The following is a 16,661-nucleotide window of genomic DNA, read 5'->3' as shown; positions in this document are numbered from 1 at the left end:
GCCCGTGACGAAGAGGTCGAGGTGGTTCGGGTTGCGAGCCACGACCTCGACGCGGGAGCCGAGCGCCGCCCGGCCGCCGGAGACCTGGAACCAGTTGGCCCAGCCCGACGAGGCGTCCCACCAGGTGGAGTAGATGCCGCCGTCGGTCCCGACGACGAACAGGTCCAGGTGGTCGGGGTTGCGAGCCACCGCGGTGATCGGCGACCCGAGCGCCGCCCGGCCGCCGGAGACCTGGAACCAGCCCGCCCAGCCGGACGAGGCGTCCCACCAGGTGCTGTAGATGCCGCCGTCCGTGCCTGTGACGAACAGGTCCAGGTGGTCAGGATTGCGTGCGATGGTCGTGACCGGCGATCTGAGTGCTGCGCGGCCACCTGAGACGTTGAACCACGGTGCCCAACCCATGAGTTGCCCCCTCTGTCCGCCCGGGGCCGCTGGTGGGAGAGCACCGGGCGTGGTCCGAGTGTCGACGGACGGTTTCCGTCGATGTCGATTTCTCGACCGTGAGCGACTGCCGACCCCCACGTCGACGTCGCCGTCCATCGGCGCCTTGCGGTGCTCGATCTCCTGGAAGGGGGCAGCAGATCGTGCGCTGATACGACGGGCGGAGATCCGGACTCTTGACGCGGATCGGACATCCGGCCATAGGGTGGGGGACATCGCATTTGGTAAGAGTGCTTACTAATCCACGGTCAGACCTCCACAGTGTCGAGGAGAGCTCCATGCGTCGTTCCCGCCGGTTGTCCGCGCTCGTCGCCCTGGCCGTCGCGGCGAGCCTCGCCGTCGTCGCCGCCCCGCCTGCGCAGGCGTCGTCCGCGCCGAAGCCCGACGGGCCGAAGAAGGTGCTGACGGCGTACTTCGCCAACTGGAACGTCTACGGGCGCGGCTACTTCGTCAAGGACATCCCGGTCAGCAAGCTCAACGTCATCCAGTACGCGTTCGGCGTGCCGGGGTACGACGAGGCCACCGGGGCGGCGAGCTGCGACGTGCTCGACCCCTGGGCCGACTACCAGCAGGTCTACTGGTCGGGCGACAACAGCGTCGACGGCGTCGCCGACGACCCGGCCAACCCGGACCAGCACCTCTTCGGCAGCTTCAACCAGCTCCGCAAGCTCAAGGCGGCCAACCCGCACCTGAAGGTGCAGATCTCGCTCGGCGGCTGGACCAAGTCGACGTGGTTCTCGACGCTCGCGTCGACGCCCGAGCTGCGGACCGCCTTCGTCGCCTCGTGCATCGACACGTTCATCAAGGGCAACCTGCCCGCCGGCGGATGGCCCGAGGGCGCCGGCGGCGAGGGTGCGGCGGCGGGGGTGTTCGACGGCATCGACCTCGACTGGGAGTACCCGACCCAGGTCGCCGGCGGGAACGTCAACCCCACCCCGGCCGACCGGCGCAACGCCACCCTGCTGGCCGCCGAGTTCCGCAAGCAGCTCGACGCGTACGGCGCCACCACCGGCAAGTACTACCTGCTCACGGCCGCGCTCCCCGCGGCCACCAGCTCGACCAAGTACTTCGAGCTGAAGGAGATCACGAAGTACTTCGACTGGAACAACGTCATGACGTACGACTTCAACGTGCCGAGCGGACCGAAGGCCGCGCACAACACGCTGTTCACCCCCGACCCCCGGGACCCGAACGCCAAGAACCTCAGCTGGAACACCACCGGCACGGTCGCCTACTACCTGCTGCACGGGGTCCCGGCGAACAAGATCGTCGTGGGCGTGCCGTTCTACGGGCAGCAGTACCTGCGCACCAGCACCGCGAACCGGGGCCTGTACTCGGCGTTCGACAACACCGGCACGGACTCGAACTCCCTCGTCGTCGACGTCGCACCGCAGCCGACCTACCACGCGCTGGTCGACGAGGGCGGCTACGTCGATACCGCGGGCGTCACCGGCGGCAACGGGTACACCGTGCACTGGAACGCCCTGGCGGGGGAGCCGTACCTGTTCAACCCGGCGGCGGAGCACCCGAACCTGACCACCGGCCCGGCCACGGTCCCGACGCTCATCTCCTTCACCAGCCCCCGGTCGATCGGCGAGCGCGTCAAGCTCATCAAGGCGCTGCGGCTGCGCGGGGCGATGGCGTGGGAGATCAGCCAGGACTCCGACAGCCACGCCCTGATCAGCGCGCTCGCACCGGTCATGCAGTAGCTACTTGATGGCCCCCTGGGTCACGCCCGACATCACCCAGCGCTGCGTGAACAGGTAGACGATGATCGCCGGCGCCATGGCCATGAGGTACGACGCGAACGCCACGTTGTAGTTGCTGCTGAACTGCGTCTGGAACACGTTCTGCAGCACGGGCAGGGTCTGCATCGTGGAGTCGGCCGTGATGAGCGACGGCATCATGAAGTCGTTCCACGACGCGAGGAACGCGAAGATCGCGACCGTGGCGCTCATGGGCGCCATCATCGGGAAGACGATGCGCCGAAACACGACCCAGGTGGTGGCGCCGTCGAGCCGGGCGCTCTCCTCGAGCTCCTCGGGCAGTCCCCGGATGAACGCCGTGAACAGCAGGACGCTGAACGACAGCTGGAACATCACGTGCAGCAGCGCGACGCCGATCGGGTTGTCGAGGTTGACCATCCCCGTGAGCTTGACCTGCGAGAGGGCCAGGACGGGGAACGGCAGGAACATCGCGGCGAGCAGGTAGAAGAAGGACCAGCGGAAGAACCTGTGGTCCCAGTTGCGGGCGATGGCGTAGGCGGCGAAGGCCGCGAGGATCACGGTGCCGACGACGGTCACCAGCGTGACGAACACGGAGATGGCGAACCCGCGCGGGAAGTTGGTGAGCTCCCACGCCTGGACGAACCCCTCGATGCTGAACGGGGACGGCAGCGAGAAGACCTGCCCGTCGACGGACTGGCTCGTCGTCTTGAACGCCATGGTGATCGTCGCGTAGAGCGGCAGGAAGACCGCGATCGTGCACACCAGCAGGACCGTCGTGGTGCTCCAGCTCGGGCGGTCCTCGCCGCCGCGGCCGAGGAAGCGGCGCCGCCGCCGGACGGGGACCTGGGCGGGGGTCGTGGTGACCAACGTCTGCGCAGTCATCAGAACGCGCTCCTTCCGCGGGTGAGGCGAAGCTGGGCGACGGCGAGGACCACGGCGATCAGGAAGAAGATCGTGGCGTTGGCCATCTGGTAGGCGTAGTCGCCGCCGGTGAAGCCGGTGAAGATCGTCATGGCGACGCTGCGGGTCGCGGTGCCGGGACCGCCGTTGGTCAGGCCGACGATGATGTCGTAGGCGTTCAGGAAGTTCTTGAAGCCGATGACCAGGTTGATGACGACGTAGCCCGCGACGAGCGGCAGCGTGATGGACAGCAGGCGTCGTCGCGACGAGGCGCCGTCCATGGACGCCGCCTCGTAGACCTCGCCGGGGATCGACAGGATGCCAGCGATGTAGATGAGCAGGGCGCTGGGGATGGCCTGCCACGCGGTGACGATCACGATCGTGGTCCATGCCAGGTTGGGGTTCGCCAGCAGGCTCTGCTCGAGCGCGCTGATTCCGACCGCCTGGCCCAGCTGCGGGAGCGAGTTGGAGAACAGGAAGTTGAAGACGTAGGCGATGACGATGCCCGAGATCACCATGGGCAGCACGAACACCGCCCGCAGCGGCACCTTCCCGCGGATCTTGGCGGTCAGGCCGACGGCGAGCAGGAACGCCACGACGTTGACCAGCAGCACGGTGACCAGGGCGAACCCGATGGTGAACAGGTAGGAGCTGCGGATCGCCGGGTCCGAGAACAGGGCGACGTAGTTGGTCAGGCCGGTGAACTCGAACTCCCCGAAGCCGACCGAGTCGGTGAAGCTGAACGTGATGCCCATGATCGCCGGCAGCGTGATGCAGAGCGTGAAGAGGATGAGCGTGGGCAGCAGGAACAGGTAGAAGGTCCGGGGGACCCGGGTGTGGCTCTCTCTGACCCGGGTCGACGGCGCGACGTCGCTGCCGATCGGTCGGGTGGCGGCTGTGGTGGCCATGGGCTGTCTCCGTTCGAGGGGTGGGCGTCAGGAACGGAAGGCCAGGCGCCGCCAGTCGGCGTCGAGGGTCCGCAAGACCGGTTCCGGGTCCGCGCCGGAGGCGAGCGACTGCGCGTAGTTCTGCAGCGGGATCGACTGCGGCACCAGCTGGGACGCACCCAGGTAGAAGGCGGCGCGGTCGTAGTACTCCTTCAGCTCCACCAGCGTCTCGTTGGTCACCGGGGCCGCGTCCTTGGTCACCCCGAAGCCGAGCGCCTGGGCGTTGTAGGCGTCGATGACGTCGGGCTGCATGAGGAAGGACAGGAACTCCCGTGCCGCCTCCTTCTTCGTGGACCCCTCCGGGATCCACAGCGCGAGGTCGATGTTGACCCGCACCTTGCGGTCGGCCGGGTCGTTCGTCATGGGCAGCGGGAAGGCGCCGACGTCCAGGTCCGGGTTCGTCTTGGCGATCTCCCCGATCGCCCACGGTCCCTGCAGGTACATGGCGGCCTCCCCCTTGGCGAACGCGAGGTTGCCGTCGCCGTAGCCGCGGCTCGCGGCGTTGTCGTTCGAGTACGGGATGAGCTGCTGCATCTGCTGGACGGGCTCGAGGAACTGCTTCTCGAACGACACCGGAGAGTCGGAGTCGACGTTGGTGCCCTGCCGCTTGAGCTGGTTGAAGAACTTCGTGGTGTCGACCGTGCCGCCCACCGAGTAGTCGAAGGGGCCCTGCGCGATCGTCCACGGGTCCTTGAACGTGCTGTACAGCGGGGTGACGCCCGCGGCGACGAGCTCGTCGCACACCGCGATGAGCTCGTCCCAGGTGGTGGGGACGCTCAGCCCGAGGTCGGCGAAGATCTGCCGGTTGTAGAGCACGGCGGCCGCCATCAGCGAGTACGGGATCACGCTCGTGCGGTCCGGGTACGTGGCCGTGACGTCGATGAGCGGCTTCAGCTCGTCGAGGATCCGGCCGGCCTCGGGCATGTCGCTGAGGTCGCTGAGCGCGCCGCGCTCCACGTAGCGGGAGATCTCGAAGTTGTAGTTGAGGCAGCCGATGTCCGGTGGGGACTCCCGCACGAACGTCCCGGCCAGGTTGGACGCGGTGTCGTGGCGCACCCGCACCCGGTCCTGGGTCTGGTGGAACTGCTCGATGAGGTCGCCGAAGTAGCCGATCACCTCGGGCTTGGACTGGTAGAAGACGATCTCGGTGGGCCCGGAACCGCCGGAGCCCGCCGAGCACGACGCGAGGGCGAGGCCGGCGCCGGCCACCCCGAGGCCGCGCAGGAACCCGCGTCTGTCCAGCTCTGCGGACATGAGGGATCTCTGGGACGTCATGCCTTCGCCTCCGTTGGTCGAAGTCATCGGGTGGCAGGGTTGCCGACCCGTGTCGTCAGCTGTCCTGCAACCAGACCGTCGTCTCTGCGGGCACTTCTTGCCCGTCGATCGGTGAGCTCGACACGAGCACCGTGCCGCCGGCCGGCATCGGCGCCGGCGAGCTGCCGAAGTTCGTGACGGACGTCCAGCCCCCGGGCCGCCGGAACGCGACGACCGCCGGGTCCGTGGACGACAGCCACTCCAGGGTCTCGCCGGTCTGCAGGCGGCGCCTCTCGGCGAGCGCGCGTCGGTAGAACCACAGGGTCGACGCGTCGTCGGCGGCCTGGTTCTCGACGGCCAAGCCCGCGAACCGGGCCGGGACCGGCAGGTGCGCGTGCTCGTCGCCGAAGCCGAGCGTCGGACCGTCGGCCGCCCACGGCAGAGGGACGCGGCAACCGTCGCGGCCCTTCTGTGCGCCCTCGGACCGCAGGAAGGTCGGGTCCTGGAGCACGTCCGCCGGCAGGTCGGCCACCTCCGGCAGGCCCAGCTCCTCGCCCTGGTACAGGTAGGCCGACCCGGGCAGCGCGAGGGTGAGCAGGGTCGCCGCCCGCGCGCGACGACGGCCGCGCTCCTCGTCGGGCTGCGGCACCGTGCCGTCGCTGAGCAGCCAGGCGTCGAGGTCGGTGCCCTCGGGCAGCGCGTACCGGGACGCGTGCCGCACCACGTCGTGGTTGGAGAGCACCCACGTGGACGAGGTCCCCGACTCGCTGGCCAGCTCGAGGTTCCGGTCGATGATCTCGGCGAACTCCTTCGCGTCCCAGCGGGCCTCGAGCAGGTCGAAGTTGAACGCCTGGCCCAGCCCCTCGGGGGAGGCGTAGCGGGAGCGCCGGTGCGCCGGGACCCACGCCTCGGCCACCGCCGTGCGCGGGGGGTCGTACTCGTTGAACAGCCGGCGCCACTCGCGGTAGATGTCGTGCACCTCGTCGCGGTCCTCGAGCGGGTGCGCCCCACGAGCCCCTTCCCAGATGTCCGCGTCCAACTCCGCCTGGGTCGCCAACGGCTCGCTGAGGTCCTTGGCCAGCGCGTGCGCGACGTCGATGCGGAACCCGTCGACCCCGCGGTCGGCCCAGAACCTCAGCGTCGTGAGGAACTCCTGGCGGACCTCGTCGTCGGCCCAGTTGAGGTCGGGCTGCTCCGGTGCGAACAGGTGCAGGTACCACTCGCCGTCACCGACGGGCTCCCACGCGGGGCCACCGAAGGTCGAGGTCCAGTCGCTCGGCGGCAGCTCGCCGTTCTCGCCGCGGCCTCGTCGGAAGATGTAGCGCTCGCGGGCCCGGGAGCCGGGCGGGGACGCCAGAGCCTCCTGGAACCACACGTGCCGGTTGGAGGTGTGGTTGGGGACGATGTCGACGATCAGCCGGATGCCGGCCGCGCGGAGCGCCGTGCGGAGCTCGTCGAACTGCTCGAGCGTGCCGATCCGGGGGTCGACGTCCCGGTAGTCGTCGACGTCGTAGCCGCCGTCGGCCAGCGCCGACGGGTAGAAGGGGCTCAGCCACACCGCGTCCACGCCGAGCTCGCTCAGGTAGGGCACCTTGGCGGTCAGGCCGGGCAGGTCACCGATGCCGTCGCCGTTCGAGTCGGCGAAGCTGCGGGGGTAGACCTGGTAGACCACGGCCTGCCGCCACCACGCCGCGTCCCGTTCCGACAGAGCCGTCACACCGTCCCCCTGGTTTGATGTAGGTCCTAAATTTAACTCCTGGCACTAGAGTGACGCTGTCGGCCGAGGAGGTCAAGACGTGGCTCAGGTCCCGGTGTCGTCGCGCCACCTTCGCGAGGCGAGCGCGCGGCTGGTCCTCGAGCACCTCTGGGACGCGGCCGAGGTCACGGGTTCCGCGCTGATCGACGCCACCGGGCTGTCGCGCGCAACCGTGCACGGCGTCTGCGACGAGCTCATCGACCAGGGCTGGGTCATCGAGCTCGAGAGCCTGCGCGCGGCCGACCGCCGCAACGGACGCCCCGCCCGTCGGTACGCGTTCGACGCCCGCGCCGGTGTGGTCGTCGGTGTCGACGCCGGTCAGCACCGGGTGAGCGCGACCGTCGCGGACCTGCAGGGCGTCACGCTCGCGCGCGCGGTGCTGCCCGTGTCCGCGTCCGACGGCACCACCGCTCGGCGGCTCGCGCTCATCGAGGACGCCATGCTCGCCGCGCTGGCGGACGCCGACACCGGCCCGCGACGAGTGCTGGCGGTGGCGGTCGGCGTCCCCGCCCCCGTCGACCGCGACGGCCGCACCTACTTCCAGGACAACCCGTTCTGGGAGCTCATGAACCCCGACATCGCCCTCCACCTGCGTGAACGGCACGGGTGGACCGTCCTGACCGACAACGACGCCAACCTCGCGGCGGTCGCCGAGCACTGGCGCGGGCACGGTCGCGGGACCCTGTGCCACGTCACGCTGCTCGCCGGCGAGCGGTTCGGCGCGGGCGTCGTGGACGACGGGCGCCTGCTGCGCGGTGCTCACGGCGGTGTGGGGGAGATGCGCTACCTGGACGTCGTCGAGGGCGTCGGGTCGGCCCTCGGCATCGCGGCCCTGCTGCGCGACGACGCCCGCGAGCAGCTGCACCGCGTGGACGGCCGCACCGGCTCCTCCCTGCAGGAGCTGGACCCCGCGACGCTGGACGCCGCGAGCGTCCTCGTCGCCGCCCTGGACGAGGACCCGCTCGCGGTCAGCGTCGTCGAGCACGTCGCAGCGCGCCTGGCCCGCATCGTCGCGACGTTCGCGAGCATCTACGACCCGGAGCGCGTCATCATTGCCGGCGCCGTCGCGGAGTCCTGCGAACCGCTGCTCGAGCTCGTCCGGCACGAGCTGGACCGGTACGTCGACCCGCCCGGGATCGAGGTCCTCGCCTCCGACCTGGGCAGCGACATCGTGACGGTCGGCGCGGTCAAGCGCGCGCTCGACCACGTGCGGGAGCACGCGCTCGCCATCGTGCCCGCCGCGCTGCGCTGACGGTGGCTGGCCACTCCGACAGCGTCCCGGCCCGCCGCGTGGGCCGCACTGCCGTGCGGGACTTCCGCTAGTCAGCGCGGCTCGCGCAGGCCGCTGGCTCGACGGACCGGGCGCTCGACCGCGGCGCGGACCGCCTCCTCGGTGCCGATGACGCGCACGTGCTCGCGGGCGCGCGTGACGGCCGTGTAGAGCAGCTCGCGGGTCAGCAGCGGGGCGTCCGCGGGGGGCAGCAGCAGGGTCACGCGGGCGAACTGGCTGCCCTGGCCGCGGTGGACCGTCATCGCGTGGACCGGCTGGACGGCGGGCAGCCGGTACGGGCGGACGAGGCGGGGGTCGTCGGGTTCCCCGAAGGCGACGACGACGCCACCCAGCCCGTCCGAGATCACGACCCCCGTGTCACCGTTGAACAGGCCGCTGGCGCGGTCGTTCTCGGTGACCAGGAGCGGTCGGCCCAGCGGCCAGGGACCGGCGGTGGCGCCGGTCCACGTCTCGGCGGTTGCCGCCCATTGCTCCAGCCCGAACGGGCCCTCACGATGGGCCACCAGCAGACGGTGGGTGCCGAGCGCCTGGAGTGCGGCCGCGGCGTCACCTGCTCGGGCGGCGTCCAGCAGCGCCCGACCGCTGGCCTCGACGTCGGCACGCAGACCGGCGACGTCCTGCGGTGACAGGCGGTCGTCGGCCGGCTCGACCCACGACCGGTGCTCGTCGCCCGAGCGCAAGAGCGCCAGGGTCGTGTCGGCGTCGCCCTGCCGGATCGCCTCGGCGAGCTCGGCCAGCGACGGGCCGTAGCGGTGCGCCTCGGTGAGGCGGACCACGCCGCCGGGCAGGGCCGCGACCAGGTCACCGAGCACCGCACCGGCCTCGACGCTGGCCAGCTGGTCGGGGTCGCCGACGAGCACCAGCCGCGCCGTCGGGCGCAGCGCCTCGACGAGCCGGGCCATCAGCGACAGCGACACCATCGACGACTCGTCGACGATGACGACGTCGTGCGGCAGGCAGCGCAGGCGGTCGTGCCGGAACCGGGTCGTCGTGCCGGGGCGCCAGCCGAGCAGACGGTGCACGGTCGTGGCGCGCAGGGTGCCGATGGCGTCGTCGAGCTGGGCGACCTCCGCGTTGACCGACTCCTGCAGCCGCGCGGCGGCCTTGCCGGTCGGTGCGGCCAGGGCGACGCGCAGCCCGGGTCCGGCGGCGGCCTGGAGCGCGGCGACCAGACGCGCGACCGTCGTCGTCTTGCCCGTGCCCGGGCCTCCGGTGAGGACCGTGAGGTACGACGTCGCGGCCGTGCGGAGGGCCTCGCGCTGGGCGTCGTCCGCAGCCGACGGGTAGAGGCGGTCGATCGCCGCCGAGAGCGCGGCTGGGTCCGCCGGCGCCGGGTGGGCGAGGCGCTCGTGCACCGCCGACCGGACCACCTGCTCGTCGCGCCAGTACCGATCGAGGTAGACGCGACCGTCGACCCAGCGCAGCGGACGGTCGGCGGGGCCGTCCGGTCCGTCGGCGACGAGCGGGCTGCGACGGATCGCGGCGTGCACCTCCGGCGTCTCGTCGAGGACCACGCAGACCGATCCGCCGCGCAGCGCCTGGACCGCGAGCGCGGCGGCCAGCAGCACGCGTTCGTCGTCCTCGCCACCGATTCCGCCGAGGTGCCGGGCGACATGGACGTCGGCCGCGCTCAGCCCCTCGACACCGGCGAGCAGACCGCTCACGCGCCACGGGACGTCCGCGGCGTACGGGTCGTCGAGGGTCGTCACGAGCCGGCCAGCAGGTCGGAGAGGGCGACGACGAGCGCGGCCGGGGGACGCCACGACACCACGCCGAACGGCACGCCGTCGACGGTCGGGGTGCTCGGACCCGCCATGCCGCGCAGGAACAGGTAGAGGCCGCCGCCCAGGTGCGAACCGGGGTCGTAGCCGGGGAGGCGCCAGCGCAGGTAGCGGTGCAGCGCCGCGGAGTAGAGGAGCAGCTGCAGCGGGTAGTGGGCGTCGATCATCGCCGCAAGGGTCGACGCCGGCCGGTAGTGCCACAGCGTCAGGGGTTCGTCGAACGTGCCCAGGCGGTTCGTCTTGTAGTCCACGACGAGGTAGCGGTGGCCGCCCGGTACGTCCGCCGGCACGCGCAGGACCGCATCGATCGAGCCGGTGAGGTAGCCGCGCAGCTGGGCGGCCGAGAGCTCGTCGAGGTGGTCGGCGTAGGGGGTGAACGGGTCGTCGGCGGGCAGGTGGGCACGCAGGAGGCCGGCGACGTCGCGGATGGTTCTGGCGGTTCGGCGGGAACCGGCGTCGCCTCCGGCGAGGGGGAGCTCGAAGTCGAGCTCGGCCAACCGGTCGCGAGGAGTGATCGCCGCCAGGGACAGGTCACCGGCAAGAGGACCGAGCGGGGTGTGGAGCGACGGGAGCAGGGCATCTGCGGTCGTCGCCGGGTCGGTCGTCAGCAGCGCACCCGCCTCCGCGCAGCGAGCCGCGAGCTCCGCGCCGAGGTCGGGAGCGCTCGTATCCAGGAGCTCCAGGACGCGGTGGGCGAACGTGCCGAACGCCGTCCCGGACGGCAGGTCGGCCATCGGGGACGACACGTCCCGGCCGAGACCGTCGGCGGGCTCCACAGCGGCCGGTGGGCCGGTCGCACCATCCGGCTCGTCCTGCACCCCGGGTACCTCCGGCTCGCTCCCGACGCGGCCGGTCTCGTGCGCCGCGGCCGTGAGCGCCGAGTAGGACGTCCGCCGCCACGCCACGTCCGGTCGACGGTCGAGCGTCGCCGCCTGAAGGTCCGTCGCGGGTGCCGTGGGCGGCGCCCAGGGGGCGAGGACCGACGCCGAGGTCACCACCTCGAGCTCGAGGGCGTCGTTCGTGAGCGCCCGCAGCACCTGCGTCGTCGCTGCGTCGGTCGTCGTCTTCACCAGCTCGGCCGGGTTCCCGGCGCTGTCACGGGCGCCGAGCAGGAGGCGCGTCAAGGCGCCGCGGACCGAGTTGGCCGAGGGCGCCCACCACGCGACGACCTGGCTGGTCGCGCGCGTGAGAGCGACGTAGGCGAGGCGCAGCCCTTCACCGTCGTCGGCGGCAGCACCGGCCGCGCGCGCCTCGTCGTACCCAGGACTGCCCTTGCCGCCCACGTGCAGCAGCCGGACGTCGTCGCGGTCGTAGCCGATGGTCGCCGGGCTGGGCGGCGAGTACTTGTCCCAGAGGAAGGGCACCAGCACGACGGGGAACTGCAGGCCCTTGCTCGCGTGCACGGTGATGACCTGCACGGCCGCGGTGTCGGTCTCCAGGCGGCGGCTGCGCTCCTCGGCGTAGTCCTGACCGGCCTCCTCGACCCGGGCACGCAGCCACTCGAGCAGCGCGGCCGCGCCGAGCCCGTCGTCCGTCGCGGCCGCGTGCAGCGCCTCGCCGACGTGCCGGACGTCCGTCAGGCGGCGCTCACCGTCGGGCAGCCGGACCAGCCGCTCCCGCAGACCGGCGGCGGCCGTCGCCTCCAGCAGGGACGCGACGCCGTGGTCGTCCAGCACGCGCGACCACGTGCGCAGCAGGTCGGCGAGCTCGTCGCGGCGCTCGTCGGACGCCTCCGCGAGCTCGTTCGCGGTCCAGCCGACGAACGGCGTCAGCGCCGCCGCGGACACGAACCCGCTCACGCCGGGACGCGCGAGCGCCGAGAGCAGGATCAGCCAGTCCCGGGCGGACGGTGTGCCGAAGACGCTGGACAACATCGAGATGACGGCCGGGACACCGACGGACACCAGCGAGCGCTGCACGGCGACGGCATCCCGGTTGACGCGCGTGAGCACCGCGATGTCGCCCGGCTGGACCGACCGCCAGCCGCCGTCCTCGTCGGCGATCTGCTCCTCGCTCAACGTGCGGAGCACCTGCGCGGCGACGTCCGCGTACACGAAGTCGCGCACCTTGCCGACGGGCGGGTTGGCCGCGCCGTCGGGAACCCCGAGCGCCGTCCGCGTGACCTGCCGCAGGCGCACCGCCGGCCCGCCCCGCAGCCGGCTGCCGGTCCGCGCGGGCTCGATCGGGTGGACGACGATGCGCGGGTCACCCAGCGCGGTGCCGGACAGGATCGGCGCCAGCCCGTCGAGCACCGCGGGGTCGGCGCGCCAGTTACGGTGCAGCGTCTGGGTGGAGGCGACGGCTCGGGCGCGCAGGTACGTGGCGACGTCCGCGCCGCGGAACCGGTAGACCGCCTGCTTCGGGTCGCCGATCAGGACGAGGGTGCGGTGACCGTGGAACGCCGTGCGCAGGATGTCCCACTGGACGGGGTCGGTGTCCTGGAACTCGTCGACCATGACGATGCGGTACCGGGAGCGGACGCGTTCCGCCGCGGCTTGCCCGGTCTCCGGGTCGGTCAGCGCGTCGCGCAGGAGCACCAGCAGGTCGTCGTAGTCGAGGACGCGCAGCGCGCGCTTGCGCCGCAGCAGCTCGCGGCGCGCGGCAGCGGCCAGCCCGTAGGAGTCGCGAGCCCGCTCGGAGGTGGCGTTCTCCGGCTCCAGGAGCGCTGCGGCGTCGCTGATCGCCTCGTGCGCGACCCGGCGCGCGTCCGGCACGGACAGCGTCGGGGAGTCGGTCGACGCGTACTTGCGCAGGTACAGGTCGTCGACGACCTCCGCCTCCAGCGACGCGATGTCCGGGACCAGCCGCGCGTCCGGCTCGACGTCGCCGAGCGTGCCCAGCGACGTGAGCATCTGCTGGCAGAAGCCGTGCGTCGTGGTGATCGTCGCCGCGTCGAACTCCGCCAGGGCGACCGCGAGGCGCTGGGCCCGGACGGCGCGATCCGTGCTCGCCAGCAGGGCGATGACCGGGTCGGTCGAGGGGGTCCCGTTCCGCAGCGCGGCCTCGACGACGACCAGGCGCTCGCGGACCCGTTCACGCAGCTCGGACGTGGCCAACCGGCCGAACGTCACGAGCATGAGCTCCGGAAGTCGCGCGACCCCCTCGGCGACGTACCGGGCGGTCAGCGAGGCGATCGTCGTCGTCTTGCCGGTGCCCGCGCTGGCCTCGAGCACGACGGTGCCCTGCGGCAGCGGCCCGCACACGTCGAACGGCTCGGTCATCCGACCTCCTCGTGCGCGATGAGGTCGGACCACAGGGCCATCGACAGGGCACCGAAGCGGGTGGACTCGGGTCCGGTGTGCCCCTCGACGATCAGGCGGTCGAACGTGACCGGGTCCCCGAACGCCAGCAGGTGGTAGTCGTCGACGGCCTCGAAGCCACCACGCCCGGCGGCGGCGTCGTCGGCGGTCCCGAGCTCCGCCCGTGCGCTGCCCAGCGCGTCGGACTCGTCGCCACCGCCCGTGCGCGGGTGCGCGTACGCCAGGCTCGTGGCCAGGGGCAGGGGGAGCGCGCCGCACATCGCCTCGTCGTAGATGCCGACCAGCCGCTGCAGGGTCGCGCGCGGCTCCGCTGGCGTCGTGAGCCGAGCGACCCGCGACGACCGGACCTGACCGCGGCCGATCGTCACCGCCTCGAACGTGCGCTCAGGGAACGCCGCGGCCAGCGCCAGCAGCTGCACCCAGGCGCGCAGCCGGTGCTTGGCGCCCAGCCGCGAGAACACCGTGCGGACCAGAACGTCACCGCGCACCCCGTTGATCGTGCCCGTCAGCACACGCCCGTCATCCAGCGGGATCGTGACGTCGACGCTCGTCGCGGGCTCCACCAGGTACCGCGCCGACGCAGCCAGCAACGGCTCCACCTGTCCGCGAACCTGCTGGAGCGTGGCGCCGCCGAGCGTGGCCGGCGGCATGTGACCGCGCCGCCGCTCGGCCGCGGCGGCATCGTCGAGGTCGATGCCGTCCAGCGCAGCCTGGAGCAGCCGGTCTCCGACCGCCCAGCGCTCCAGCCCGCCCAGCTCCAGCGGCAGGCGGTCGTCGAGCTGCGGCTCGTCGCCGGGGAGGGTCGCGCCGAGCCGCATCCGCACGAACGCACGGACCGGGTGCTCGAGCGTGGACGCGAGGTCCTCCAGGTCGAGCTCGTCGGTGTGCGGAGGTTCCAGCGGCGCGGACGTCTCCGGCGGGTCGTCGCGGCGCCTCGTGAGGGCCGCGGTCAGGTCGAGCACGTCGAAGCTGAACGGTCCGTCGCGACCGAGACGGCCCGGCTCGAAGTTGCGCTCGTCCACCGTCTGGAGCGGGTGGTGCACCACCTGGTCGCGCGCGGACCGGCCCCCCGGGAACGTGGCAGCGGCGTCGATCGCGTCGAGCAGCTCGCCCACCGGGACCGCGGGCGGTCGCGCCGCACCCGTGCGCTCGTCGGCACCGGAGTAGACGACGACCAGGTTCTCTTGCGCGCTGGTCACCGCGTCGAGGAACAGCTGCCGGTCCTCCTGGCGGGCGTCGCGCTCGCCGACCAGCGGGTCGCGCGCGAGGATGTCGTCCCCGTCGCGCCCCGACCCTCTCGGGAACGCTCCGTCGTCCATGCCGAGCAGCGCGACGACCCGGTGCGGCACCGCTCGCATCGGCGCGAGCGAGCACACCGTGAGCGCGCCGGTCCGGAAGTTGGCCCGGGTCGGCCGTCCGGCCAGGTGCGGTTCGAGGAGCGCGACGACGTCGGCCAGGCGGAGCGTCGCGCTGGTCGCGTTTCGCACCGCGTCGATGGCCCGGGCGGCCTCGGCCTGCTGCCAGCGGTCTGCGGGTGCGACGTCGGTGAGCAGCCGCACGGCGCGGTCGAGCGACGCGAACCACTCGGCCGCCGGTCGCGCTCCGTCCAGCTCGCTGAGCGTGGCGGTCAGCCGGTCGACGAACTCCGCGAGCCGTCCCACGAGGTCCACGTCGCTGGACCCGACGTCGTCGACCGGCAGGACGGTCCCGACGAACCTCTGGTCCTCCTCGGCCATCGCCACCCCGAGCAGCAGCCGGTCCAGCGCGGTCGACCACGTCCCCTGCCGGAGCGCACCCATCCCGTAGCGCTCGCGCCGCGAGACGTCCTCGCCCCAGCGCACCCCCGACTCCAGCGCCCATGCCCGCACCCGGTCGAGCTCCTCGTCGTCGAACCCGAACCGTCGGCGGACCGGCGCCTGACCCGCGAGGTCGACCACCGCCGACGCCCCGACGCGCGACTCGGCGAGCTCCAGGAGGGTCGCGACGACGGCGAGCACCGGGTTGGCGCTCCGCGGTGCCCGGTCGGCGATGCGGACCCGCAGCGTGCGGCCCGGATGCTCTGGGGCTCCCTCGTCGATGCCCGCCGTCGGACCGAACGCTGCCTCGACCAGCGGGGCGAACGCCTCGACGTCCGGGCACATCACGATGATGTCCCGCGGCTCCAGCGTGTCGTCGTCCGCGAGCAGGCCGACGACGACCTCGCGGAGCACCTCGACCTGGCGCGAGCGGCCGTGGCACGCATGGACCTGGACCGACCGGTCCGCTGTCGTCGCGTCCAGCCGCGGCCCGTCCGTGCGGTCCTGCGAGATCCGCTCCTGCAGCGCGCCGAGCACCGTGCGACCTCGTCGTGGCGATCCCAGGACAGCGACGTCTGGTCCGAGCCCGAGGACGCGCGTGGCCAGCTCCGTCGCATCGCCCGCCATCGACGCGAGCAAGGGGTGCGTCGCGGGTGTCGTCGCCTCGGACCTGCGCGCGGGACCGCTCGGGCTCAGTCCGTGCCACAGCGCGAGCGACGGCTGCGGGAGCCACAGGTGAACCTCACGATGCTCGGCGAGCGCGTCGAGCACCTGCAGGTGGCCAGCCGGGAGCGCCGTGGCGCCGAAGACCGACAGGCGTGGGGGCAGGTCCACGCTCGACGGGTCCTCCCGCAGCCGCGCCACCGCACCCTCGAGCCGCTCCGCCGGCGACGGCACGCCGGCCGCGTCCCGAACCTCCCGCCACAGCTGCGGCTGCCAGCGCAGATCGCCCGGGAGGGGCTCGCCGACCCCGTCCTCGTCGTCCCCGCGCGCCCAGGCCCGGACCATCTGCGGGCGCTGCACGTCGTACGCGCCGAACAGCCGGGCAACCCGCTGGGCCAGCCGGAACCGCCGCCCGCGGCGGACCTCGTCCTCGTTGTCGCCGAGGTAGCGGCTCACCGTCCGCAGCCAGTCCGCGCCGTGGTGCGCGTCGATCGCCGCCAGCACGTGCCATGCGAGCTGCTCGGAGCCCCACGGGTCCTCGTCACTGGTGGTCGACAGTGCGTCACCGATCAGCCGGTGCGGCGACGGGAACTGCACGTTCGCGCAGATGCCGTCTGTCCCGTCTCCAGTGCCCAGCCGGTGGGAGAGTCGCTGCGCCACCCAGCGCTCGACACCGCGCGTCGGGACCGCGACGACATCGGGCGTGAACGGGTCCGCAGGGGTTGCCGCCAGGACGTCCGCCAACGCGTCCACCAGCGCATCCGTGCGCTCCGCGACGTGGACGCGCAGCCCCGACGGGGTCGACGACGACGCGGTCTGGGTCACGTTCGGCACTCTAGCGACGG

General features: G+C 72.4%; 10 protein-coding genes. 2 read left to right on the top strand and 8 right to left on the bottom strand.

Annotated elements, in window-relative coordinates; all coding sequences use genetic code 11:
• The coding region (locus tag CXY01_RS19145) for a DUF8189 domain-containing protein (protein WP_503825990.1) at positions 1 to 402 on the bottom strand (402 nt) is incomplete at its 3' end.
• A gap of 317 nt (positions 403 to 719) precedes the next feature.
• Between CXY01_RS19145 and CXY01_RS19140 the strand changes: the two genes are divergently transcribed.
• A complete protein-coding gene (locus CXY01_RS19140) occupies positions 720 to 2,150 on the top strand; it encodes a glycoside hydrolase family 18 protein (RefSeq protein WP_146930892.1) in 1,431 nt (476 codons plus the stop codon).
• Here the strand turns inward: CXY01_RS19140 and CXY01_RS19135 are convergent, their stop codons facing one another.
• The 4 genes from CXY01_RS19135 to CXY01_RS19120 are packed head-to-tail and all read right to left on the bottom strand — an operon-like array spanning position 2,151 to position 6,986.
• Positions 2,151 to 3,050: a carbohydrate ABC transporter permease gene (locus CXY01_RS19135; protein ID WP_146930889.1), complete on the bottom strand. Its 900-nt coding sequence runs from the start codon at positions 3,048 to 3,050 to the stop codon at positions 2,151 to 2,153. It abuts the gene before it with no gap.
• Positions 3,050 to 3,976 (bottom strand): carbohydrate ABC transporter permease, encoded by a 927-nt coding sequence (locus CXY01_RS19130; protein WP_146930886.1) that lies wholly within the window; start codon positions 3,974 to 3,976, stop codon positions 3,050 to 3,052. Before CXY01_RS19130 ends, CXY01_RS19135 begins: the two co-directional genes overlap by 1 nt.
• A 27-nt stretch (positions 3,977 to 4,003) precedes the next feature.
• Positions 4,004 to 5,290, bottom strand: coding sequence for an ABC transporter substrate-binding protein (locus CXY01_RS19125; RefSeq protein WP_186813471.1), 1,287 nt, complete (start codon positions 5,288 to 5,290; stop codon positions 4,004 to 4,006).
• 55 nt (positions 5,291 to 5,345) lie between these two features.
• The gene (locus CXY01_RS19120) at positions 5,346 to 6,986 is read right to left on the bottom strand and encodes a glycoside hydrolase family 13 protein (RefSeq protein ID WP_146930879.1); all 1,641 of its coding nucleotides are present in this window, start codon (positions 6,984 to 6,986) and stop codon (positions 5,346 to 5,348) included.
• Between the two features lie 79 nt (positions 6,987 to 7,065).
• On the opposite strand from CXY01_RS19120, the gene CXY01_RS19115 reads away from it, so the two are divergent.
• Positions 7,066 to 8,277 (top strand): ROK family transcriptional regulator, encoded by a 1,212-nt coding sequence (locus tag CXY01_RS19115; protein WP_146930876.1) that lies wholly within the window; start codon positions 7,066 to 7,068, stop codon positions 8,275 to 8,277.
• 71 nt (positions 8,278 to 8,348) lie between these two features.
• Here the strand turns inward: CXY01_RS19115 and recD are convergent, their stop codons facing one another.
• The 3 genes from recD to recC are packed head-to-tail and all read right to left on the bottom strand — an operon-like array spanning position 8,349 to position 16,641.
• Complete coding sequence (recD, locus tag CXY01_RS19110; RefSeq protein WP_146930873.1) at positions 8,349 to 10,025, bottom strand: exodeoxyribonuclease V subunit alpha; 1,677 nt, start codon at positions 10,023 to 10,025, stop codon at positions 8,349 to 8,351.
• Complete coding sequence (locus CXY01_RS19105) at positions 10,022 to 13,318, bottom strand: UvrD-helicase domain-containing protein (protein WP_146930870.1); 3,297 nt, start codon at positions 13,316 to 13,318, stop codon at positions 10,022 to 10,024. Before CXY01_RS19105 ends, recD begins: the two co-directional genes overlap by 4 nt.
• On the bottom strand, positions 13,315 to 16,641 hold the full coding sequence (gene recC, locus CXY01_RS19100; RefSeq protein ID WP_246125494.1) for an exodeoxyribonuclease V subunit gamma: 3,327 nt from the start codon (positions 16,639 to 16,641) through the stop codon (positions 13,315 to 13,317). Before recC ends, CXY01_RS19105 begins: the two co-directional genes overlap by 4 nt.
• Positions 16,642 to 16,661: the final 20 nt, after the last annotated feature.

The organism is Cellulomonas xylanilytica (assembly GCF_007989805.1).
GTDB classification, from domain to species: domain Bacteria; phylum Actinomycetota; class Actinomycetes; order Actinomycetales; family Cellulomonadaceae; genus Cellulomonas; species Cellulomonas xylanilytica.
This window is presented reverse-complemented; position numbering and strand designations above follow the sequence as displayed.